We start from the raw sequence: 21,235 nt of genomic DNA on the forward strand, positions 1-21,235 counted from the left end.
CATGCGCCTGCTGATCGTCGAAGACGAACGCGAGCTCGCCGAAACCGTCCGGCGTGGACTCGTCGCCGAGGGTTTCACCGTCGACGTCGTCCACACCGGACGCGACGGCCTGTGGTCGGCGACCGAGCACGACTACGACGCCGTCGTGCTCGACATCATGCTGCCCGAACTGTCGGGCTACGAAGTCCTCAAACAGCTGCGCGCGGCCGAGAACTGGACGCCGGTCCTCATGCTCACCGCCAAGGACGGCGAATACGACGAAGCCGATGCCTTCGACCTCGGCGCCGACGACTACCTGTCCAAGCCGTTCTCCTTCGTCGTCCTCGTCGCGCGCCTGCGCGCCCTGCTTCGCCGCGGCGCGCCCGCGCGCCCGGCCGTGCTCTCCGCCGGCGACCTGCGGCTCGACCCGGCCGCGCGGACCGTCCACAGGGGAGAGACGCGCATCGGACTGACGGCCCGTGAGTTCGGCCTGCTCGAGTTCCTGCTGCGCCGCCAGGGCGATGCGCTCTCCAAGAACGAGATCCTCGGCCACGTCTGGGACGCCCACTACGAGGGTGACGAGAACGTCGTCGAGGTCTACGTGGGATACCTGCGGCGCAAGATCGACGCTCCGTTCGGCACGCACACGATCGAAACCGTGCGGGGGGTCGGCTACCGGCTCGTCACCTGGAAGAACTCTCCCTGAACACCCGTTCCCCGTGCTTCCTGCTACACCCGTGCCAGTGGATGCTGGGCCCGTGGCAACGGGCACCTTGGTCGGCAGCGCAGCCTCCGTGGAACAGGGCGAGCCGATCACCTTCACCTACACGACCCCGCAGTTCTCGGTGGCCCCGGAGAACTGGGTCGGTCTCTTCCCCGACCCCGTTAACGGTCCCGGCGCCCAGACCTACGCCGGCCCGCCGACGCTGCGGGAGTACACCCCGCTCGCGAGCGGTGCGGTCTCGTTCGCCACCGGCTCGCTGCCGCCCGGGAACTACCTCGCGTTCTCCCTCGCGAACGACGGGTACACCTGGCTCGCCGAGCCCGTGCGGTTCACCGTCCGGGCCGTCCCGCGGATCCCGCCGCCTCCCTACCAGGGTGCGTTCGGGCGCAGTGGCCGTGGCCCCGCGCAGTTCAGCAGTCCGGCGGGCCTCACGGTCGACGAGCGCGGCCAGATCTGGGTCGCCGACACCGGTAACGACCGCGTGCAGGCGTTCACCCGCGACGGCCGGCTCGTGCGCGTGCTCGCCGGCCGGTTCAAGTAGCCGCAGGCGGTGGCCGTGGACCACGCGGGCAACGTCTATGTCGCCGACACCGGCAACAACCGCGTCGTCCGGTACTCGTGGTGGGGCGGGTTCTCGCGCGAGTACGGCGCGGACGAGCTGGAAAACCCGCGTGGCGTCGCCATCGACACCGCGGGCCGGCTGCTGGTCTCCGACACCGGGCACCGGCGCGTCGCGCGCTTCGACACGTTCACCGGCAAGGCGCTCACCGACATCACGGAGAAGGTCAGCTCGCCACAGGCCATCGTGAGCGACGGCAGCGGTGGCGTGTGGATCGTCCACAACGGACGCGCTGCGAGCGGGCACGTCGCCGTGGTGCACTACGACGCCGACGGCAAGGCACTCGGCTCGATCGGCGACGGCCGCAACAGCGAACTCGGCGGGCCGGCCAACCCGGCCGGAGTCGCGCTGAACGCCGGCGGCGACGCGTTCGTCACCCTCCCCGGCCACGGCTGGGTGGCGCAGTTCCGCACCACCGGCCCCTACCGCACGGAATTCGGTACCGACGGTCCGGGTGCGCTGAGCTTGCCGCTCGGCGTGGCCGTCGACGCGCAGGGCCGCATCTTCGTCGCGGACACAGGAAACGACCGCGTGGTCCACTTTGGAGTAGGAGTGTGAGCGAGCAGACCCGGCGTCAGGTTCTGCGGGCCGCCGGATCGCCCGTGCCGCGATCCTCCTGCACACGACGTGGGACACGCTCTGGATCGAGCCCAAGACCACGGGCGCCGTGACGTCGGCCCGCCGCTTCGACCGCCGGCCCACGCACTACCCGAGTGGCGACGAGGCCGTGCGCGGCGACGGCGACGGCGCCGGCAGCCGAAGGCCACGCGGGCGGCGTAAGCCGTCAAGCGCCGCCGGGATCAGTTCTTGCTGATCGCGGCGACGGCGCGGACGACGGCGGTGCAACGGTCCTCGACGTACTCCAGCCCGCCGTCTTCGGCGATGCGGCGGGCTTCGGCCGAGACGATGCCCTGCTGCAGCCACAGCGCCTTGGCGCCGATCGCCACGGCGTCGGCCGCGATGGCCGGGGCCTCGGCGGCCGGGCGGAAGACGTCGACGAGGTCCACCGGCTCCGGGATGTCCTTGAGGGAGCGGTAGACCTTCTCGCCGAGCAGCTCGGTCGCCGACGGGTGCACGGGGATGATGCGGAAGCCGTGCGCCTGCAGCGCGGCGGGCACCCCGTGCGCAGCCTTCGCCGGATCGCGGCTCAGGCCGACCACCGCGATCGTCGTGGCGTTCGCGAGGATGTCTTCAGCTTGCATACGTGCGACAACGTCCGCGGCGAAGAGAGGATTCCTCCTCAGCCGATCTTCGAGCCGTACATCTCACCGAGGTCGTCGGCGATGAGCTCGATGCGGGCGCCGTCCGGGTCGGCCAGGTAGATCGACGTGCCGCTCTCCTCCTGGTACTTCACGCCCGCCGCGTCCAGGCGCGAGCGCGCGGCCGCCCAGTTCTCCGGGGTGAGCGACAGCGCCAGGTGGTGCAAGCCACCGAGCACCTCCGCGTACTGGCCCAGGTCGAGGCCGGGCAGGTCGAAGAACGCGACAGCGTTGCCGTTGCCGACGTCGAAGAAGAAGTGGCTGGAGCCCGGGTAGTCGCGGTTCTCGATGAGCTCCGTGAGCGGAAAACCGAGCACGTCCTGGTAGAAGGTGATCGTGCGCTCGACGTCGCTGGAGATCAGCGCAGTGTGGTGGATGCCGCGGCCGGCGGTCGTGGCCCGGTCGGCGGCGGGGTGCAGGTGCTTCGTCCGCAGCTCATCACGTGCTTCGGCGAGCTTCGCGACTTCGGTCTCGGTGGGAGCCATCGGGATCACGTCCTTTCTGGGGCTGATGTCGTAGAACGCTACTCCCCACATCTCTCGCGCGCAAGATATTTCTTCGCGAGATAACTTTGCGTGCCGTTCAGTGGAACGGGCTGATTGCTGAAAGCCCAGCCGACCAGGCAATGTGCTCCGTCGTGGACGCTACTGAACTGCAGAGCCTGGCGACCGTCGCGACGACCGGGTTGCCCGGGATCACCGGGACGCGCGGGTCATCGAGCCAGGCAGCACGACGTGGCCCGGCTCCAGCGTCACGCCCAACGGCCCGACCGTGTTGGCCCGCCAGACGAGCGCGGTGAGCGGTGAGCCGAGCGCCGCGCCGCCGGCGCCGGTCGCGGCCGTTCATGCCGGAACAGCCCGACGGGGATCGGGTGGTGTTTGAGGTGGAACATCGACATGGTGAGGTGCCCGTAGCCCGGTTGGCCGAAGCCCATCCGGCGCTGCATCGCCGCCGAGGCGGGCTCGACCTCGTGCCCGCGCACGGCGCCGCCGGCGGCGACCAGAGGCGCGAGGAGCTCCGGCTGGATCCGGTACGCGTGCTGCTGGAAGCCGACGGCCAGATCGTCGACACCGCGACCGGCGCCGCGCTGGGGCAGCCGGCCCACGCGCTGGCGAACACCGGCGGAGCGGGCCGGGTGTTCGCGGCGGACGGGTTGACGCCACGCGTCGTGCGCCGAGACGGCCGAGCTGGTCGTGGCTCAGAGGCGTCGCTGAGGCGGTGAAGGCGGATCTGTCCCTTGAGGATGATGCGCGCTCGATGGTCGACGCCGCCGTCGCGGCGTACGGCCGGCTCGGCGGCGCGTTCACCAACGCCGGCATCGACGGTGCGTTCGAGTCCGTCGCCGATTCGACGCGCGAGAACTGGAACCGCGTGATGGCGGTGAACCTGGACGGCGTGTGGCTGTGCCTGCGGTCCGAGATCCGCGCGATGCTCGCGACCGGCGGCGGGGCCGTGGTGAACACCTCGTCGATCGGCGGCCTGGTCGGGATGGGCCTCGGCCTGTCGGCCTACGCCGCGGCCAAGCACGGCGTCGTCGGGCTCACCCGCGCCGCGGCGCTCGAATACGCGACACAGGAGATCCGGGTGTCCGGCACCGCCCGGACCGGGAGGTACGGACAGGTCGGGGCGACCGGGGTCGTCACCGAGCAGGAGATCGCGGCCGTGCAGCCGATCAACCGGTCGGCCTGGCCCGAGGAGATCGCCGAATCGGTGGCGTGGCTGCTGTCGGACCGCGCGTCGTTCGTGACCGGGCAGGCGCCGGCCGTGGACGGGGGCCCGGTGGTGCAGTGAGCTAAGGCCGGCGGCCGGCCACGCGCTCGATGCCGGCGAGCACGCGCGGCCAGACGTCCTCCGGCAGGTCGTGGCCCATGCCGGGCACGACGTCGAGGTCGGCCCTCAGCGCACGGGCCGTGGCCCGGCCACCCGAGACGTGGACGAGCGGGTCACGCGCGCCGTGGACCACGAGCGAGGGCACGTTGAGCCGGCGCAGCGCGGCTGTGCGGTCGCGCGTCGAGAGGATGGCGGCGAGCTGGCGCGCCGCGCCGGCCGGGTTGACACCGCGGTCGAAGGTGCGTTCGGCGCGTTCCCGCATGCGCTTCTCGTCGAACGGGTAGCCGGGCGAGCCGATGAGGCGGAACGTTTTGACCAGCAGCTCCACGTACTCGGCGCGGCTGCGCGGCTGGGGCGCGAGCATCGACGCGGCCGCGCGCGGGCTCGGGTGGCCGAGCAGGCGGCTGCCGGTGGTGGACATGATCGACGTCAGCGACCGGACCCGCGCGGGGTGCCGGATCGCGAGCGCCTGCGCGATCATGCCGCCCATCGACGCGCCGACGACGTGGGCGCGTTCGACGTCGAGCGCGCCGAGCAGCCCCGCCGCGTCGTCGGCCATGTCGGCGATCGAGTACGGCGCGCTCCGCAGCAGGTAGGCGCGGGCGAGGTCGGTGCGCCCGGACATGCGCTGCGACCGGCCGACGTCGCGGTTGTCGAACCGGATCACGCGGAACCCGCGACCGGCGAGCTGCTCGCAGAAGTCGTCGTCCCACCACGTCATGGGCGCGGCCAGCCCCATGACCAGCAGCAGTGGCGGGTCCGCCGGGTCGCCGAACTCCTCGTGGCACAGGGTGATGCCGTTGGCCTCGATCGTCGACTCGGTCATGGCCCCTTTCTACTGGGTACGCGTGTACCGGGCGCGCAGGAACGGGGTGAATTCGGCCGCGTCGACCATCCGGACGTCGATCTCGTGGGTGAGCTCGTCGTCGTGCGGGGTGAGCCGGTGCCGCGCGACGCCACGCGCGGTGTGCTTTTCGAGGTGAAGGGTCCCCTCGCGCCAACCTCCGCGTGCCGGCTCGCCGGGCGGGAAGCCGTAGCTGTCGAAGCCGTACCAGAGCGTCTCCTGCGTCGCGGGGTCGACCGTGAAGACGTTGTGGCCCAACAGGTGCCCGCCGTCCTCGCGCGTCTGCGCGTACTCCTGCACGACGGCGAACCCGGCCAGCGCCTCCCGGTAGCTCGCGGTCGCCTTCGCGCTCGTCTGCGGCGCCCACGCCGACGCGGCGAGTTCCTCGGTCCCCGCCCACTCCCCGACGAGGGCGCTCAGCGCTTCGTGCGCTTCGGTTTTCGTGGGCATCTCCACGGTGGACTCCTTTCGACAGGCACCTGTCAATATGGGAGGCTAGCACGCATGACCGCCCGGGCCGAACGCGTTACGCAGCTGGTCAACGACGTCATCGTGACCAACGGAGCACTGCTTTCGGCGGGAGACGCGTTGACCGCGCCTTCCGGCCTGACGGCCGCGCAGTGGCTCGTGCTGGGTTTTCTCGAAGACGGCCCCGCTTCGGCGGCGGAGCTCGCCCGCCGCCGCGGCTTGCGCCGGCAGAGTGTGCAGGAGACGGTGAACCGGTTGCTGCGCAACGGAATGCTGACCCGCGCCGCAAACCCGGCCGACGCGCGGGCGCCGCTGCTCGACGTGACCCCGAAGGCTCGCGCGGCCCTCCGCGCGCTGAGCGATCGCCGGGACCGGTGGGCGGACGCCGTGGCGGCGGGGCTGGCGCCGGAGGACCTCGAGGTGACGCTGCGGACGCTGGCTTCTCTGCGCACCCTGCTGGCCGAAGCGCCAACGAACTGACGGCGTCGCGTCGGGCAGCTGCCGGCTTCCCGCCATGGCATCGCTTTTCAAAAAACCGGCTATTCCGAAACTCGGCACCGGCTCGGCTTGGTCTGACAGCTGATCGGCGCTACTCTCTCGCTAGAGCGATCTATCAAATCGCAAGGGGTGAACCGCATGGACGTTCTGCAGGGGAAAGGACTGACCAGCCTCCGCGTGATCCTCGGTTTCACGCTGCTTACGACCACGTTGCACTACGCGCACAACATCATCCGCGCACAGGACTATCCGCAGATCCCGGGCATCGCGGTGCTCGCGGCGCAGATCACCGTCGCGTTCGGGTGGGTGTTGTTCACGGCGTTCGGGTTCTTCGGTTACCGCTATTACGTGCGGGAGCGGTACTGGCGGGCGCTCGGCTTCCTGGTGGTCTACTCGCTGGCCGGCCTGGTCAGCGCGGGCCACTTCCTGGTGGGTGTGCCGCAGATCCCGGCGTTCTGGTTCTCGACGATCTTCACCGACACCGCGGCGGCGATCGCGTTGTGGTTGTTCGTGTCGTGGGCCGCGGCGAAACTCAACCGGGTGAGCGTGCCGGATCAAGCGTCTACACAACATTGACGCTAGTCGCCAATATGTAGACAATCAGGGAGTGACCACCACCACGACGGTGACGTTCGAGCGCCACCCGGACACCTACCGGCACTGGAAGCTCAGCGTCGACGGCGAGGTCGCCTGGCTCGAGATGGACGTCGACGAGCAGGGCGGCCTCGTGCCGGGCTACGAGCTGAAGCTGAACTCCTACGACCTCGGCGTGGACATCGAGTTCTACGACGCCACGCAGCGGTTGAGGTTCGAGCACCCCGAAGTGCGCGCCGTGATCGTGACGAGCGCCAAGGACAAGGTGTTCTGCGCGGGCGCCAACATCCGGATGCTCGCGTCGTCGCCGCACGAGTGGAAGGTGAACTTCTGCAAGTTCACCAACGAAACCCGCAACGGCCTGGAGGACGCCACCGAGTTCTCCGGTCAGCGGTACCTGGCCGCGGTGAACGGGAGCTGTGCGGGCGGCGGCTACGAGATCGCGCTCGCCTGCGAGAAGATCCTGCTCGTGGACGACAACTCGTCGACGGTCGCGCTGCCGGAGGTGCCGCTGCTCGGGGTGCTGCCCGGCACCGGCGGCCTCACCCGCGTGGTGGACAAGCGCCGCGTGCGCCGCGATCTCGCCGACGTGTTCGCGACGCGTTCCGACGGCGTGAAGGGCAAGACTGCCGTCGAGTGGCGGCTCGTCGACGAGCTCGTGCCGCGCCAGGAGTTCCGCGAGTCCGTGCTGGCGCGGGCGCGCGAGCTGGCCGCCGAGTCCGAGCGGCTGCCCGGCGACCAGGGCGTCGCCCTCACGCCGCTCGACCCCGAGATCACGGAAGACGGCATAGCGTACCGGTACGTGGACCTCGCCTACGACCGGCCGGCCGCGCTGGCCACCATCACCGTCCGCGGGCCCGAGGGTGACCCCGGCGACCTGCACGCCGAGGGCGCCGACAGCTGGCTGCTGCGCCTCACCCGAGAGCTCGACGATACGATCCTCCGCTTGCGCACCAACGAAACCGAGCTGGGCACGTGGGTCCTGCGCACCGAGGGCGACCCGGCGAAGGTGCTCGCGCACGAACACGCCGTGCTCGGCGCGAAGGATTGGCTGGGCAACGAGATCCTGCACTACTACAAGCGCACGCTGAAGCGCCTCGACGTCACGAGCCGCACGCTCGTCGCGCTCATCGAGCCGGGCAGTTGCTTCGCGGGCGTGCTGCTGGAGCTCGCGCTCGCCGCCGACCGCCAGTACATCCTGGACGGTCCGCCGCTCGACGACGAAGATTCCGAAGAGCGCGCGTCGATCACGTTGTCGGAAGCCAATTTCGGCCCGTTCCCCATGGGCAACGGCCTCACCCGCCTGCAGTCGCGCTTCTACGGCGACGACGACCACCTCGCGTGGCTGCTGCGCGAGCGCGACCGGGCGCTGTCGCCGGCGGAGGCCGTGGAGCTGGGCTTGGTCACCGACGCGCCGGACGACCTCGACTGGGAGGACGAGATCCGGATCGCGCTCGAGAGCCGTGCTTCGCTGAGCCCCGACGCGCTCACCGGGATGGAGGCGAACCACCGGTTCGTCGGCCCGGAGACGATCGAGACGAAGATCTTCGGCCGCCTCACGGCGTGGCAGAATTGGATCTTCACCCGACCTAACGCCTCTGGTCCCGAGGGCGCGCTGCGGCGCTACGGTACGGGCCAGAAGGCGATCTTCGACAGGAAGCGGGTCTGAACCGATGCCCGAGCGGATCGACTACGACGCCAAGATCCCGAACAACGTCAACCTGCGCGACGACCGGCGGTTGCAGCGGGCGTTGGAGGGCTGGCAGCCCAAGTTCATGAACTGGTGGGGCGAGATGGGCCCCACGCTCGAGACCCACGGCGTGTACCTGCGCACGGCCGTGAGCGTCGGCCGGGAGGGCTGGGCGCACTTCGACCACGTGAACGTGCCGGACTATCGGTGGGGCATCTTCCTCGCCGAACGCGACCGCGACCGGCGCATCGCCTTCGGCGAGCACGCGGGCGAGCCCGTGTGGCAGCAGGTGCCCGGTGAGTACCGGGCGGACCTGCAGCGCTTGATCGTGATCCAGGGCGACACGGAACCGGCCTCGGTGGAGCAGCAGCGGCTGCTCGGCCTGACCGCGCCGAGCCTGTACGACCTGCGGAACTTGTTCCAGGTCAACGTCGAAGAGGGCCGCCACCTCTGGGCCATGGTGTACCTGCTGCACGCGTACTTCGGCCGGGAAGGCCGCGAGGAGGCCGAGGGCCTGCTGCTGCGCAACTCCGGCAGCCCCGACGCGCCGCGCATCCTCGGCGCGTTCAACGAGGAGACGGCCGACTGGCTGGCCTTCTACATGTTCACCTACTTCACCGACCGCGACGGCAAGTACCAGCTCGGCACGCTGAAGGAGAGCTCGTTCGATCCGCTCTCGCGCACCTGCGAGTTCATGCTCAAGGAAGAGGCGCACCACATGTTCGTCGGCACCACGGGTGTCGACCGCGTGGTGCAGCGTTCGGCCGAGCTGATCCGTGAGCACGACACGATGGAGATCGGCTCGCACGGCGGCATCCCGCTCGACGTCATGCAGCGGTACCTCAACTTCCACTACACCGTGTCGCTCGACCTGTTCGGCAGTGAGACTTCCACGAACGCGGCGAACTACTACACCGCGGGTCTCAAGGGCCGCTGGCAGGAGACACGGCGCAAGGACGACCACAAGCTCACCGAGGACGCCCGTGAGCTCGACCGGCCCAACGAGGACGGCACGTGGTCGAGCGACGAAATGCAGGCGATCCTCCTGCTGAACCTCGACCTGCGCGGCGAGTACACCGCCGACTGCCAGACCGGCGTCAACCGCTGGAACAAGATCCTCGCGGACGCGGAGATCGACTTCCGCTTCAAGCTGCCGCACCCTGGTTTCAACCGCGAGGTCGGCATAAACTCCGGCCACCACATCACTCCCGACGGCAACATCGTCGACGAGGCGACGTGGGAGGCGAACCGGCACCGCTGGTTGCCGACGGCCGAGGACCTGACCTTCGTCCGCTCGCTCATGCAGCCCGTGTACGAGCGGGGGAAGATCGCGAGCTGGGTCGCGCCGCCCCGGCAGGGCATCAACGGCAAACCGTTCGACTACGAGTACGTGCACCTCACCTAGAGGGGGCCCCATGAGCGGGTTCAACGCGGCCGAGTACCTGTTGGCCCAGGGGCGTCCCGACGCACCCGCCGTCGTCTCCGCGCGGCGGACCCTGAACTACGCCGAGCTGACCCACGAGGTCCACCGGGTCGCGTCGGGACTGCGTTCCCTGGGCGTGCGCCCCGAGGAACGCGTGATGTTCTGCATGGTCGACGACGTCGAGCTGCTCACCGGCATCCTCGGCGCGATGCTCGCGGGTGCCGTCGCCGTGCCGGTGTCCACGATGGTCACCGGCCTCGAGCTGGGCAAGGTGCTCGCCGACTCGCGGGCACGCGTGCTGTGCGTGTCGGGTGAGTTCGCCGGGCAGGCGGTGGCGGCGCTGGCGGCCGCGCCGGAGGTCACCGACGTACTGCTCGACCGAGCGGACGCGGCGGAGTTCCCGCCGGGGGTCGCGACCCACGCGTGGCCGGCAGTGGCCACTGTGGACGGCCAGGACCTCGAACCCGCTCGCACGTGGGAGGATTCGCCCGCGCTGTGGCTGTACACGTCGGGCACGACGGGTCAGCCCAAGGGTGCGATGCACCGGCACGCGAGCATCCGCGCGGTGTGCGAAACCTACGCGCGCGAGATCCTGGCGACGACACCGGCCGACCGGTTCCTGTCCGTGCCGAAGCTGTTCTTCGCCTACGGGCTCGGGAACTCCGCGTTTTTCCCGCTCGCCGCCGGCGGCACGACGCTGCTGGAGCCGGCACGCCCGACGCCCGCGCTGTTCGCCGCCCGGGCGCGGGCCGCCAAGCCGACGTTGTTCTTCGGCGTGCCGACGTTCTTCGCCGCGGTGCTGGCCAGCGATGTGCCGGACGATTCGTTCGAGTCGGTGCGCTACGGCGTGTCGGCCGGGGAACCGTTGCCGGCTTCGATCTTCACCCGGTTCCGCGACCGGTTCGGTGTCGAGATCCTCGACGGCATCGGGTCCACGGAAGCGTTGCACATCTTCCTGACCAACCGGCCGGGCGCGATCCGGCCGGGCAGCACGGGCACGGCCGTGCCCGGCTACGCCGTGGAGATCCGCGACGAACACGGCGCGCTGATCGAGGGTTCCGGGCAGCCCGGTGAGCTGTTCGTGTCGGGCCCGTCGACGGCGATGGGTTACTGGGCCCGGTACGAGACCACCAAGCGCGTGTTCCAAGGGGAATGGCTGCGCACCGGCGACAGCTACGTGCGCAACGACGACGGCACCTTCACCTGTCTCGGCCGCTTCGGCGACATGCTGAAGGCGGGCGGGATCTGGGTGTCACCGTCCGAAGTGGAGGAACGACTGCTGCGGCACCCGGCCGTCGCGGAGGTCGCCGTGGTGGCCGCGCCGGACGCCGACGGACTGGACAAGCCGGTGGCGTGCGTCGTCGCGGCGCCCGGGTTCGCCGTGGAGCCGGACGAGCTGATCGAGTTCTGCCGGGCGGGGCTTGCCGCGTTCAAACGCCCGCGTGGCGTGGTGGAGCTGCTGGAACTGCCGAAGACGGCGACGGGCAAGATCCGCCGCAACGTGATTCGCGACCTGGTGCGCGAGTCGCTGCTGCCGGTTCCGGCGAAACCGTGATCGACTGATCGGCATGATCGACGGCCGTTTCGTGGTGGACGCCCACGTCCACACCCCCCGGATCCCCACCGTGAAGCAGGCGTGGAAGGACTGGGCCCGCGACTTCGCCGGCGCCTACCCGTGGCGCACGGTGTACGACGACGCCGGTTCGGTGATCCCCGCCGCGATGGACGAGCTGATGGAGGCCGAGGGCGTCGACCGCGTCCTGCTGTTCTGCGAGTACAGCCCACGCGCCACCGGCATCCAGCCGATCGAGGACAACCTGCCGCTGGTCGCGTACAACCCCACGCGGTTCCGCTTGGTGGCCAACGTGAACCCGCACCTGCACCACCCGCTGCGCGACGAGGTCCGGCGGCAGCTCGACCTGGGCGCGGTGGCCTTGAAGATCCACCCCGTCCACGGCTGCTTTTCGCCCGCGGACAAGGAGCTGTACCCGGTGTACGAGCTGTGCGCCTCCCTCGGCGTGCCGGTCATCCTGCACTCCGGCTGGTCCGTGTTCCCCGGCTCCCGCGCCAGCTTTGGCGACCCGGCCCTGCTCTCCGACGTCGTCGAAGACTTCCCGTCGGTGAACTTCGTCTTCGCCCACGGCGGCCGCGGCTGGTGGTACGACATCGCGGCCTTCATGGCCCAAGCGCGCCCCAACGTCTGGCTCGACCTCGCCGGCCTGCCCCCCAAGAAACTCCCGGACTACTACGCCCGCTTCGACCTCCCGCGCCTGGCCCGCAAGTGGATCTTCGGCACGGACTGGCCGGGCGTGCCGGGGACCGCCACCAACGTCCGCTCGATCGCCGGGCTGGGCCTCCCGGAGGAGACGCTGGGGGACGTCCTGGCGGGCAACGCGCTGAAGCTGATGCCGGGCCTGAAGTAGGTCCTCCCCGTCACCTCGAGAGCGACGCCTGCAGCTTTGTGGCGATCAACGGCCCGGGTTCGGCTACCTGAACACGGTGCTCGACCGTGGCGCCCGGAGACGTTGCCCGGCTCAGCATCGGTGTCGCTGTGCGCATTGCCCGGTTGTGGCTGAGGACGTACAACCGGTCTGTCGGATCCGAGGGTGGATCGGCGACGGGTGCGCCGAGTGACCTTGCCGAAGAGCTCGGCTGAAGGCAGCGGATCACCAGACGCGTGGCGCGTTCTCCGGGGTCCAGTCCGCGAAGATCTCCCGCCCGCGACCCCGGTCGGTGGCCAGGTCGAGCGCGACGAACAGATCGCGGACCGTCGGCAAATTCTGCTCGTCGATCGACTGGGCGTTGCGGAACGCGGTCATGACGGCAGACACCGAACTTACCGACCGTTCCAGTTCTCGCGCCGACGTTCGGACGGGTGCCGGCTGCTTTGGTGCGAGGAGCAAGGCCGACGCGACCTCGAGGGCCACGTTGCCGTTGAAGGTGTCTCTGTCGGGCGGGTGGTTCGCGCGGCCGGCCGGACCGGCACTTCGACCAGGACTCCGGTCCCGGCCAGGCGGAGGTGACCACGAAGGTCCAACCAGCCCCAACCCCGGTTGCGGAGAACGTCCCTTGATTTGCGGCTCAGACCACCCGGCATCGCCGTCGACGCGGTCGTCACTTCGACGTGCGGGGACACTCCGCGCACCTCGACCGCGAGATCCGCGATGTCGCCGCGGTCGGCCGACCGCGGCCGGGCTTCGAACCCAACTTGTCCCAAGGCGTCGACGAGCTTGGCGAGCGCGTCGGCGTACGACAGGGGCGTTCGGTGTTCGGTCACTAGCGAACACCGAACACTTCACCCGGTGCAGCTCGTCTGCCTGCGGATACATGTTTTCGCCCGATTCGGCGGTCGGTGTGGGCCGTGGGATCCGGTGGGGGTGTTCGCGTCGTCTGCGTTGCGGACGAAAGGACGTGGGCATGGGCATGGCCGACAACGGGGAGCTGAGGCGGCTTTCGGAGCTGGTCGTGCGGGTGGTGGCCGCCGATCCGGGGCTGCGTGGTGAGGCGGAGGACGCGTGCCAGTCGGCTTGGCTGGAGTTCCTCAGGCGACCCGTCGGGGTGCGCGAGGAGTCCCGGCTCGGCGCCTGGTTGTCGACGGTCGCGCGGCGGCACGCGATCCGGTCGGTGGGGCGGCGGGCGCGAGGCGCCGAGGCAGCCCTGGCGCCGGACAACTCTGCCGAGTCGCCGGAAGCGGTCGCGGTGCGGGGCGACTTGGCCGCCGCGTTGTGGCGCACGGTCGAAGGACTGCCGGATCGGCACCGGCGGTTGATGTGGTTGCTGGCGCACCGGCCGGAACTTTCGGCTCGGGAGGTGGCGGCCGAGCTGGGCGTGTCGCCGAGCAGCCTGGGCAAGTTGCGGAGCCGGTGCCTGGCCGTGCTCAGGTACCGGCTCACCGCGCAGGGCTACAGCTACCCCTGACCGGCGGACGAGGCCGGCGAGCCGGTCGGCAACCGCTGCGGGTCAGTGGGATCCCGCCGGGTCAGCAGAACGCAGGCAGCGGAACCCGCCGGCCAGCAGGAAGCGGGCCGGGGAACCCGCCAAAGAAGCGGTTCAGCGGAACCCGCCAGGCCAGCAGAAATCCGCCCGTCAGCCCGTGATCTCGTGGAGGCAGAGCACGTTGCCCTCCGAATCCGAGAACCACGCCGCCCGTTCTTTTCCCACCTGGGCGATGTGGTCGACGGTCTTCAGACCCTCCATGTCGATGTCCTGGAACTCCACGCCGCGGTTCTCCAGGGCCGACAGCTCGGCCGGGAGGTCGGACACTTCGAAGCTCAGGGCCGTGTTGGGGCTCTGCGAGCCCGGCGGCATGGGACGCAGGCCGATGGTGCCGGCGCCGGCCGCGAAGTACTGGGTGCCGTCCTCCCCAGTGGCGACGGGGGCGAGACCGAGGGCGTCCGAGTAGAAGTGGGCGGCGCGGGAGGCGTCGCTCACCGGGAGCATGATCGTGATGGTCGAGTCGGTGAGCATGTCAAAAGCATGCGCCGACCAGGCAAAACGCCGGTAGTGCCCGTTTTTCAGCCGTTGACCGAACGCAGGGTCCGCATGGCCGACGCCAGCGAAGCCGCCTCGTCGCCCAAGGGCGCCAGGACGATGCGGCGCAGGATCTCCGCACCCGCGGACCGGGCCTTCAGCGCGACGTCGAGGCCGTGCTCGGTCAGCGACGCGAACGTGACGCGCCGGTCGTCCGGGCTCGGGACGCGGCAGATGAGGTCCGCCGCGACGAGCCGGTCGGCCACTTTCGTGAAACCGCCGCTGGACAGCGCAGCCTCGGTGGCCAGGCGGGTCATCGGCATGCGGTGGTCGGGCGACCGCACGAGCCTCAGCAGGATGTCGAACGACGCGGGTGCCAGGCCGAAGCGGTCGGCGATCTCGCCCATCAGCTTGTCCTGGGTGGCCAGGTAGCCTTCGATGACGAGGCCCCACCAGGTCACGATCTCGTCGTCGTCCGTGCGCGGGTCAGGTGTCACGGGCCACAGGTTACCCCACAGTCTCACCGGAATATATCTTGCGCGCGAGAGGTTTTGCGGGTTAGCGTTGAGCAACAGCACCCGAGGAGACCCGATGTCCATCAAGACCAGCGGGCTGCACCACGTCACCGCCATCGGCGGCCACCCGCAGCGCAACGTCGACTTCTACTCCCGGACCCTGGGGCTGCGGCTGGTGAAGACCACCGTCAACTTCGACGACCCGGGCACCTACCACCTCTACTACGGCGACCAGTCGGGCAAACCCGGCTCGCTCATGACCTTCTTCCCGTGGCCCGACGCGCCCAGCGGCCGCCTCGGCACCGGGCAGGCGACTACCACGGCGTTCTCCGTCCCGGAATCCTCGCTCGGCTGGTGGCAGCAGCACCTCAAGGAACAGGGCGTCGAAACCAGCAAGATCCGCAACGCGGACAACGAAGAGACGCTCACCTTCCGCGACCCCGACGGCCTGCAGATCGCCCTCGTCGCGCACCCGCAGGGAGACCCGCGCGACCCGTGGGACACGAAGCTCGTCCCGGCGGAGAACGCCATCCGCGGCCTGCACTCGGTCACGCTCTCGGTGTCCGAAGAGGACGCGACGGCCGGCATGTTCACCGACGGGCTCGGACTTTCCTTCCACAGCCAGGAGGCAAACCGCTTCCGCTTCGAGGCGGGCGCGGGCGGCCCCGGTGCGTACGTCGACGTCCTGGTGACGCCGGAAGTCCCGCGTGGACTCGTCGCCACCGGCACCGTGCACCACGTCGCCTGGCGCGCGCCCGACGAGCCGACACAGGCCGCGTGGCGGGAAGAGCTGGTGGACAAGGGCGTGCGTGTGACGTCCATCCTGGACCGGCAGTACTTCCGCTCCATCTACTTCCGCGAACCCGGCGGCACGCTGCTCGAGGTGGCCACCGACGCACCCGGCTTCGCCGTCGACGAGCCGTTGCTCGAACTCGGCCGCGCGCTGAAGCTGCCGCCGTGGCTCGAACCGCGCCGCGACGAGATCCAGCACATGCTGCCGAAGCTCAACCTCCCCACCGAGAACAACCCGGAGCTGGCATGAGCGCGCTCGAGCACAAGTACGTCGAAGGTGACCCGGCGAAGCCGGTGCTGCTCCTGCTGCACGGCACCGGCGGCGGTCCCGACGACCTCCTCGGCCTGGCGCGCGAGCTGAGCCCCGGCTCGGCGACGCTCGCCCCGGCCGGGCCGGTGTCGGAATTCGGTGCCGCGCGGTGGTTCCGCCGGCTCGCCGAGGGCGTGTTCGACCACGAGGACGTGGTGCGGCGCGCCAACGAGCTCGCCGACTTCGTCACGTGGGCCCGCGAGGAGTACGGCCTGGGTGATCGACGGCTGGTGGCCGTCGGTTTCTCCAACGGTGCCAACATCGCCGCCGCGGTCACGCTGCTGCGGCCCGAAGTCCTGAGGGAAGCCGCCCTGTTCTCCGGCATGTCCCCGGTTCCGCAGCCGCCCGAGTTCGACCTGTCGGGCTCGCGCGTGTTCCTCTCCAACGGCGAGCAGGACCCGATGGCGCCGCTGTCCTCGACGGAGGAGTACATCCGGTTGCTGGAGGAGCGGCACGCGGACGTGACGGTCCACCGTCAGCCCGGCGGGCACCAGATCACGCTCGACGGCGTCCGCGCGGCCCGGGAGTGGCTCGCTCGCTAGGGTCGACCCCATGACTTCCGGGGCACTCGAGCGCGCGACGAACCTGCTGAGCAAGACGATCCTGTCCGACGGTCACAACGATCTCCCGTGGGAGCTGCGGAAGCAGGGTGGACCCGACCCCGCTGCCGCGGCCGCGGCGCTCGACCTGACCATGCGCCAGCCGTCGCTGCACACCGATTTCCCCAAGCTGGCGGACGGAAAGCTCGGCATGCAGTTCTGGTCGGTCTACGTGCCGTGCCAGTTCGAAGGCGACAGCGCGGTCACGGCCGTGCTGGAGCAGATCGAGGTCGTGTACCAGCTCGCCCAGCGCTACCCCGACCGCCTGCGCATCGTGACCACGGCCGACGAAGCCGAAGCCGCGTTCGCCGACGGCCGGATCGCGTCGCTGCTCGGCGCCGAAGGCGGCCACAGCATCGCCGAATCCCTGGGCGTGCTGCGGATCCTGCGCCGCCTCGGCGTGCGGTACCTGACGCTGACGCACAACTTCAACACCACGTGGGCCGACTCCGGCACCGACGAACCCGCGCACGGCGGGCTCACCGACTTCGGCCGCGAGGTCGTGCGCACGATGAACGAGATCGGCATGCTGGTCGACCTCTCGCACGTCGCGCCGAGCACCATGCGCGCCGCGCTCGAGGTCTCCAGCGCGCCGGTGATCTTCAGCCACTCGTCGTGCATCGCGGTCAACGACCACCCGCGCAACATCCCCGACGACGTTCTCGCGCAGCTGCCCGGCAACGGCGGCGTCGCGATGATGACGTTCGTGCCCGCCTTCATCTCGCCGGCCGTCTCCGCGTGGGACGAGGAGCTCAAGGCCGCGATGACGGCCGCGGGCCAGGAGTTCCGCAACCTCGGCCGGCGTACCCGCTTCGCCGAGACCTGGGACGGGCCGCCGAAGCCCAAGGCGACGGTCGCCGACGTCGTCGCGCACGTCGAGCACGCGCGTGAGGTCGCCGGCGTCGACCACATCGGCCTCGGCGGCGATTACGACGGCGTCGCTTCGCTGCCGGAGGGCCTGGAGGACGTGTCGAAGTACCCGGTGCTGTTCGCCGCGCTGATGGAGCGCGGCTGGAGCGACGAGGATTGCGCGAAGCTCGCCGGCCGCAACGCGCTGCGGGTGCTGCGGGACGTCGACCTCGAGCGCTGAAACACCGGTACTCACCCGTTAGGGTTCCAGAACCGGCGTTCGCGCGGGTCGGGGCGGACAATCAGGGCATGTCCCACGCACGAAGTGACCACACCACCGGAGCCACGGGCTCCGGGACCCCCGAGGCGCCGGGTGTCGAGGTGCCCGGGACCGAACCGATTCCGACTCAGCCGGGTGGCACGTCCACACCGACCAAGCCCGGGAAGAAGCGCCCGACGCGCGTCAGCGGTGCTTGGATCGCGGCGGTCGTGGCCATCGTGCTGCTGGCGTTCCTGCTGGTGTTCATCCTGCAGAACCTGGACAGCGTGACGGTGCACTTCCTCGGCATGTCGGGCAGCCTGCCGCTCGGCATCGCGATGCTGCTGGCGGCACTCGGCGGCATGATCGTGATCGCCCTGGTCGGGGGAGCCCGGATCTACCAGCTGAAGAAGCAGTCCAAGCGCCTGCAGAAGTGACGGGGTCCGGCCCGGTGGACGTCGCGCGCCGAAACCGGCGGTGCGACATCCACCGGGGACACGTGTGCCCGGCCGGGTGAGCTCCGCCGCCGCAAACGCCCGCGGGCCGCCAAACGCCGCCGTCAGACGATGATCGACACCATCTCCAGCGCCGCCGCGCAAACGCTTTCGTCGCCCTTCGCGGAGATGCGATCCGCCACGTCCGCGGGCTGGACCATGCGCACGCACAGCCGCCAGAACGTGTCAGCGTCCGTCGTCACCGACGCGAGCGGCGCGCGCGACGACGGCGCCCCGCAGTCGAGCGTCCAGCCACCGGACGTGGCGCGAGCGGTCCACCGGCCACCGCTTCGGCCCGTGACGGTGTAGCCGACCTGCCGGCCGCTGCGTGCCGTGACGTCGCGCAAGGTGTGCGGCAGTGCGCGCATGAAGGTGTCCACCACCGGCGCGCGGAACTCCGGGCCGTCGAGCAGCGGCGCGCCCACGGCTTCGCGGATCTGCTGCTGGTGCACCCACAGCTCCGTGTACTCGCGCGCCACGTCGAGCCACCGCGGTGCCGGCGCCGGGCCCGCCCACGTGACGGGCCCGCCGAGCTCGTCGAGGTCGTGGCGCTTCCACATCTCGGTGAGCTGCGCGGTGCTGTCCACGACCATGGCGAACAGCACCTCCGGCGACAGCCGCCGGCACGCGCGCACCCACTCGTCGTTGCTGCGGTGGATGAACGCGGGGAAGGCCTCGCCCGGCGCGGGCGAGACCGCTTCGTAGCCGTCGCGGTCGCGGGAGAGCCGGCCGAGCTTGTCGCCCAGCACGTGGGCGACGAGGTCGTGAACGCTCCAGCCGGGGCACGCCGTCGGCGCCGCCCACTGGTCCGCGTCGAGGTCGGTGAGCACGCTGACCAGGGCTTGTTCCTCGCGGGCGAACAGCGGGAGGACGTCGATCGGCAGTCCCCAGTGCGTCGCGGTCATGGGCGTCATCCAACACCACGCCGGATTGGCTACCCGCAGGTAGCATCAGCGCGGAGCACGAGGAGGACAGGCCTGTGGACAGTCAGCGACCGAACGGCCGCGTCTCGGCCGGGGACGTGGCCGACGTGGCCCGCCGCGCCGGGCAGCTGGCCGGCTGGGCCGCGCGCGCCGGGTTCGGGCTCACGCGCAAGCTGCCTGTGCTCGACTCCGCCGAGCGCGGGATCCGGCAGGTCGAGCGCACGCTGCTGAGCGAGCTGCGCCGCCGCCTCGACGAGGTCGACGACCCGTACCACGCGGCGCTCACCGCGGCGTCGGCGATGCACCGCGGCGAAACCAACGGCCGCGTGGCCGAGCCGGCCGTGACCCTCGTGCCGGGCCGTCAGCACGAAGAGCCGCTGCGCGCCGCGATGGCCGAGCTGCTCAACCACTCCATCGGCTTCGGCCGCGACCGGGCCCGCGAGTACTTCTACGCGATCATCCTGCGCCAGCTCACCCCCGACGAGGCGCGCATCCTCGCCGCGCTGGCCGACGGTTCGCCGTTCCCGACGGTCGACATCGCCGAGCGCACGAGCCTCGGCGCCGCCGGGCGGATCGTGCTGCGCAACGCGTCGACGGTCGGCAAAGCGGCCGGGGTGTCGCTGCCCGACCAGGTGCCCGGTTACGTCACGCGACTGATCGGTCTCGGCCTCGCCGACCTCGACGAAGAGGTGCCCGCGCTCGAAACCCAGTACGAAATCCTGCTGACCGACGAGACCGTGCGCGAGGTGGAGAAGCAGGTGAAGCGGGTGAAGGTGATCCGCCGGACCGTGCACATCTCCCGGCTCGGTGCTCAGTTCTGGCAGGCCTGCGACCCGAGCCTGGGCTAGCGTGGGCGCCTTCCTCGCCGGCCTCGTCGACGACTTCGCCCGCCATTGGCCGCTCTACGTCTCGATCCCCGTCGTCGCCGCGCTCATCGGGTACGGCACGAAGCTCGTCGCGATCCGGATGATGTTCCAGCCCGTGGAGTTCCTGGGGATCAAGCCGTTCCTCGGCTGGCAGGGCATCGTGCCCAAGCGCGCCGCGCGGATGGCGAGCATCGCGTGCGACACCATGACGGAGCAGCTGATCAAGCCGGCCGAGATCGTCGCGCGGCTCGACGCCGAGCGGATCGCGCGCGAGATCGAGAAACCGTTGCAGGCGGCGGTCGAAGACATCGTGCGCGAGGTCGCGGGCCACTACCGGCCGGGACTGTGGGAGTCGCTGCCGGTGGGCGTGCAGCGGCTGCTGATCCAGCGCGTGCAGACCGAGTCGCCGCACATGGTCAAGGCCGTGCTGGAGCTCATCAAGTCCGATGTGGACAGCGTGTTCGACCTCAAGGGCATGGTCGTCACGAGCCTGGTGAAGGACAAGCGCCTGCTCAACCGGATCTTCCAGGAGGCGGGTGCGCGGGAGTTCACGTTCATCGCCCGGTCGGGCCTGGTGTTCGGCGGCCTGATCGGCGTGATCCAGATGATCGCCTGGGTGCTGTTCAAGTTCCCGCCGATCATGCCGGTCTTCGGTCTCTTCACCGGCTGGTTCACCGACTGGCTCGCGCTGCGCATGATCTTCTACCCGCTGGAGCCGAAGCGGTACTTCGGCGTGCAGTGGCAGGGCCTGTTCCTCAAGCGGCGCGCGGAGGTGGCCGAGTCGTACGGCGCGTTGATCGCCAAGGAGATCATCACACCGCACAACGTCATCGAGGCCATCCTGCGCGGCCCGCTGTCCGACCGCGTGCTCGGGCTGATCCAGCGCCAGCTCGACGTGGAGATCGGCCGCGCCGCGAACGTCGCGAAGCCGCTGCTGGTGTTCGCCATCGGCAGCCGTCGCTACCAGGACGTGAAGTTCACGATCTCCGAGCAGATCATGGCACGCCTGCCCGAGACGATGCGCTACATCGAGGATTACGCCACCGACGCAATGGACATCCGCAACGTGCTGGTCACCAAGATGAAAGAACTCCCGCCCGAGGAGTTCGAGCAGTTGCTGCGCCCGGCGTTCCAGCAGGACGAGTGGATCCTCATCGCGACGGGCGCCGTACTCGGGTTTTTGGTAGGAGAGGGCCAAGTTCTGCTGCTGGAGCACCTCGCCTCTTGATC

The 21,235-nt window shown here is 70.1% G+C and carries 25 protein-coding genes and 1 pseudogene; 17 read left to right on the plus strand and 9 right to left on the minus strand.

What is annotated here, in order from left to right; all coding sequences use genetic code 11:
• The first annotated feature begins 1 nt into the window (after position 1).
• The 3 genes from I6J71_RS00915 to I6J71_RS00920 are packed head-to-tail and all read left to right on the plus strand — an operon-like array spanning position 2 to position 1,880.
• A complete protein-coding gene (locus I6J71_RS00915; RefSeq protein WP_204092971.1) occupies positions 2-685 on the plus strand; it encodes a response regulator transcription factor in 684 nt (227 codons plus the stop codon).
• Positions 686-737: 52 nt separating this feature from the next.
• A complete protein-coding gene (locus I6J71_RS47430) occupies positions 738-1,244 on the plus strand; it encodes a hypothetical protein (protein WP_239154349.1) in 507 nt (168 codons plus the stop codon).
• Between the two features lie 9 nt (positions 1,245-1,253).
• Positions 1,254-1,880, plus strand: coding sequence for an NHL repeat-containing protein (locus I6J71_RS00920; protein ID WP_239154350.1), 627 nt, complete (start codon positions 1,254-1,256; stop codon positions 1,878-1,880).
• 242 nt (positions 1,881-2,122) lie between these two features.
• On the opposite strand, the gene I6J71_RS00925 is transcribed toward I6J71_RS00920, so the two are convergent.
• The 3 genes and pseudogenes from I6J71_RS00925 to I6J71_RS47435 form a co-directional block, all read right to left on the minus strand.
• Entirely contained in the window at positions 2,123-2,524 is a 402-nt protein-coding gene (locus tag I6J71_RS00925) for a CoA-binding protein (protein WP_204092972.1), read from the minus strand.
• A 38-nt stretch (positions 2,525-2,562) separates the two neighbouring features.
• Complete coding sequence (locus I6J71_RS00930) at positions 2,563-3,066, minus strand: VOC family protein (RefSeq protein WP_204092973.1); 504 nt, start codon at positions 3,064-3,066, stop codon at positions 2,563-2,565.
• A gap of 97 nt (positions 3,067-3,163) precedes the next feature.
• Positions 3,164-3,677 (minus strand): annotated as a pseudogene (locus I6J71_RS47435) (hypothetical protein).
• Positions 3,678-3,838: 161 nt separating this feature from the next.
• On the opposite strand from I6J71_RS47435, the gene I6J71_RS00940 reads away from it, so the two are divergent.
• Positions 3,839-4,372, plus strand: a complete 534-nt coding sequence (locus tag I6J71_RS00940) for an SDR family oxidoreductase (RefSeq protein WP_239154351.1) — start codon at positions 3,839-3,841, stop codon at positions 4,370-4,372.
• 1 nt (position 4,373) lies between these two features.
• Here the strand turns inward: I6J71_RS00940 and I6J71_RS00945 are convergent, their stop codons facing one another.
• The gene (locus I6J71_RS00945; RefSeq protein WP_204092975.1) at positions 4,374-5,237 is read right to left on the minus strand and encodes an alpha/beta fold hydrolase; all 864 of its coding nucleotides are present in this window, start codon (positions 5,235-5,237) and stop codon (positions 4,374-4,376) included.
• Positions 5,238-5,246: 9 nt separating this feature from the next.
• Positions 5,247-5,705 carry a DUF1579 family protein gene (locus I6J71_RS00950; RefSeq protein WP_239155622.1) on the minus strand — a complete coding sequence of 153 codons (459 nt, stop codon included), beginning with the start codon at positions 5,703-5,705 and terminating at the stop codon, positions 5,247-5,249.
• Positions 5,706-5,759: 54 nt separating this feature from the next.
• Between I6J71_RS00950 and I6J71_RS00955 the strand changes: the two genes are divergently transcribed.
• From I6J71_RS00955 to I6J71_RS00980, 6 genes are all read left to right on the plus strand, one after another.
• Positions 5,760-6,203 (plus strand): MarR family winged helix-turn-helix transcriptional regulator, encoded by a 444-nt coding sequence (locus I6J71_RS00955; protein ID WP_204092977.1) that lies wholly within the window; start codon positions 5,760-5,762, stop codon positions 6,201-6,203.
• Positions 6,204-6,359: 156 nt separating this feature from the next.
• Entirely contained in the window at positions 6,360-6,797 is a 438-nt protein-coding gene (locus I6J71_RS00960) for a hypothetical protein (RefSeq protein ID WP_204092978.1), read from the plus strand.
• Positions 6,798-6,828: 31 nt separating this feature from the next.
• Positions 6,829-8,484, plus strand: a complete 1,656-nt coding sequence (boxC, locus tag I6J71_RS00965) for a 2,3-epoxybenzoyl-CoA dihydrolase (protein ID WP_204092979.1) — start codon at positions 6,829-6,831, stop codon at positions 8,482-8,484.
• Positions 8,485-8,488: 4 nt separating this feature from the next.
• Positions 8,489-9,910, plus strand: coding sequence for a benzoyl-CoA 2,3-epoxidase subunit BoxB (gene boxB / locus I6J71_RS00970; protein WP_204092980.1), 1,422 nt, complete (start codon positions 8,489-8,491; stop codon positions 9,908-9,910).
• Between the two features lie 10 nt (positions 9,911-9,920).
• Positions 9,921-11,483: a benzoate-CoA ligase family protein gene (locus I6J71_RS00975; RefSeq protein WP_204092981.1), complete on the plus strand. Its 1,563-nt coding sequence runs from the start codon at positions 9,921-9,923 to the stop codon at positions 11,481-11,483.
• A 13-nt stretch (positions 11,484-11,496) separates the two neighbouring features.
• Positions 11,497-12,351 (plus strand): amidohydrolase family protein, encoded by an 855-nt coding sequence (locus tag I6J71_RS00980; protein ID WP_204092982.1) that lies wholly within the window; start codon positions 11,497-11,499, stop codon positions 12,349-12,351.
• Positions 12,352-12,594: 243 nt separating this feature from the next.
• Here I6J71_RS00980 and I6J71_RS00985 read toward each other — a convergent pair whose 3' ends face one another.
• Positions 12,595-12,747, minus strand: a complete 153-nt coding sequence (locus tag I6J71_RS00985) for a hypothetical protein (protein ID WP_204092983.1) — start codon at positions 12,745-12,747, stop codon at positions 12,595-12,597.
• 598 nt (positions 12,748-13,345) lie between these two features.
• On the opposite strand from I6J71_RS00985, the gene I6J71_RS00990 reads away from it, so the two are divergent.
• Positions 13,346-13,846, plus strand: a complete 501-nt coding sequence (locus I6J71_RS00990) for an RNA polymerase sigma factor (protein ID WP_239154352.1) — start codon at positions 13,346-13,348, stop codon at positions 13,844-13,846.
• 168 nt (positions 13,847-14,014) lie between these two features.
• On the opposite strand, the gene I6J71_RS00995 is transcribed toward I6J71_RS00990, so the two are convergent.
• Positions 14,015-14,395 carry a VOC family protein gene (locus tag I6J71_RS00995; RefSeq protein ID WP_204092984.1) on the minus strand — a complete coding sequence of 127 codons (381 nt, stop codon included), beginning with the start codon at positions 14,393-14,395 and terminating at the stop codon, positions 14,015-14,017.
• Positions 14,396-14,442: 47 nt separating this feature from the next.
• Complete coding sequence (locus tag I6J71_RS01000; protein WP_204092985.1) at positions 14,443-14,895, minus strand: MarR family winged helix-turn-helix transcriptional regulator; 453 nt, start codon at positions 14,893-14,895, stop codon at positions 14,443-14,445.
• A gap of 94 nt (positions 14,896-14,989) precedes the next feature.
• On the opposite strand from I6J71_RS01000, the gene I6J71_RS01005 reads away from it, so the two are divergent.
• The 4 genes from I6J71_RS01005 (at position 14,990) to I6J71_RS01020 (ending at position 18,159) form a co-directional block, all read left to right on the plus strand.
• Entirely contained in the window at positions 14,990-15,955 is a 966-nt protein-coding gene (locus I6J71_RS01005; protein ID WP_204092986.1) for a ring-cleaving dioxygenase, read from the plus strand.
• Positions 15,952-16,557, plus strand: a complete 606-nt coding sequence (locus I6J71_RS01010; RefSeq protein WP_204092987.1) for an alpha/beta hydrolase — start codon at positions 15,952-15,954, stop codon at positions 16,555-16,557. Before I6J71_RS01005 ends, I6J71_RS01010 begins: the two co-directional genes overlap by 4 nt.
• A 10-nt stretch (positions 16,558-16,567) precedes the next feature.
• The gene (locus I6J71_RS01015; RefSeq protein ID WP_204092988.1) at positions 16,568-17,704 is read left to right on the plus strand and encodes a dipeptidase; all 1,137 of its coding nucleotides are present in this window, start codon (positions 16,568-16,570) and stop codon (positions 17,702-17,704) included.
• Between the two features lie 68 nt (positions 17,705-17,772).
• Complete coding sequence (locus I6J71_RS01020) at positions 17,773-18,159, plus strand: lipopolysaccharide assembly LapA domain-containing protein (RefSeq protein ID WP_204092989.1); 387 nt, start codon at positions 17,773-17,775, stop codon at positions 18,157-18,159.
• A gap of 122 nt (positions 18,160-18,281) precedes the next feature.
• Here I6J71_RS01020 and I6J71_RS01025 read toward each other — a convergent pair whose 3' ends face one another.
• Positions 18,282-19,130 carry a maleylpyruvate isomerase family mycothiol-dependent enzyme gene (locus I6J71_RS01025; protein ID WP_204092990.1) on the minus strand — a complete coding sequence of 283 codons (849 nt, stop codon included), beginning with the start codon at positions 19,128-19,130 and terminating at the stop codon, positions 18,282-18,284.
• A 65-nt stretch (positions 19,131-19,195) separates the two neighbouring features.
• Between I6J71_RS01025 and I6J71_RS01030 the strand changes: the two genes are divergently transcribed.
• A complete protein-coding gene (locus tag I6J71_RS01030; RefSeq protein WP_204092991.1) occupies positions 19,196-19,987 on the plus strand; it encodes an Abi-alpha family protein in 792 nt (263 codons plus the stop codon).
• A gap of 1 nt (position 19,988) precedes the next feature.
• On the plus strand, positions 19,989-21,233 hold the full coding sequence (locus tag I6J71_RS01035) for a DUF445 domain-containing protein (RefSeq protein ID WP_204092992.1): 1,245 nt from the start codon (positions 19,989-19,991) through the stop codon (positions 21,231-21,233).
• The last annotated feature ends 2 nt before the right edge of the window (positions 21,234-21,235 follow it).

The organism is Amycolatopsis sp. FDAARGOS 1241 (assembly GCF_016889705.1).
In the GTDB taxonomy this organism is placed as follows: domain Bacteria; phylum Actinomycetota; class Actinomycetes; order Mycobacteriales; family Pseudonocardiaceae; genus Amycolatopsis.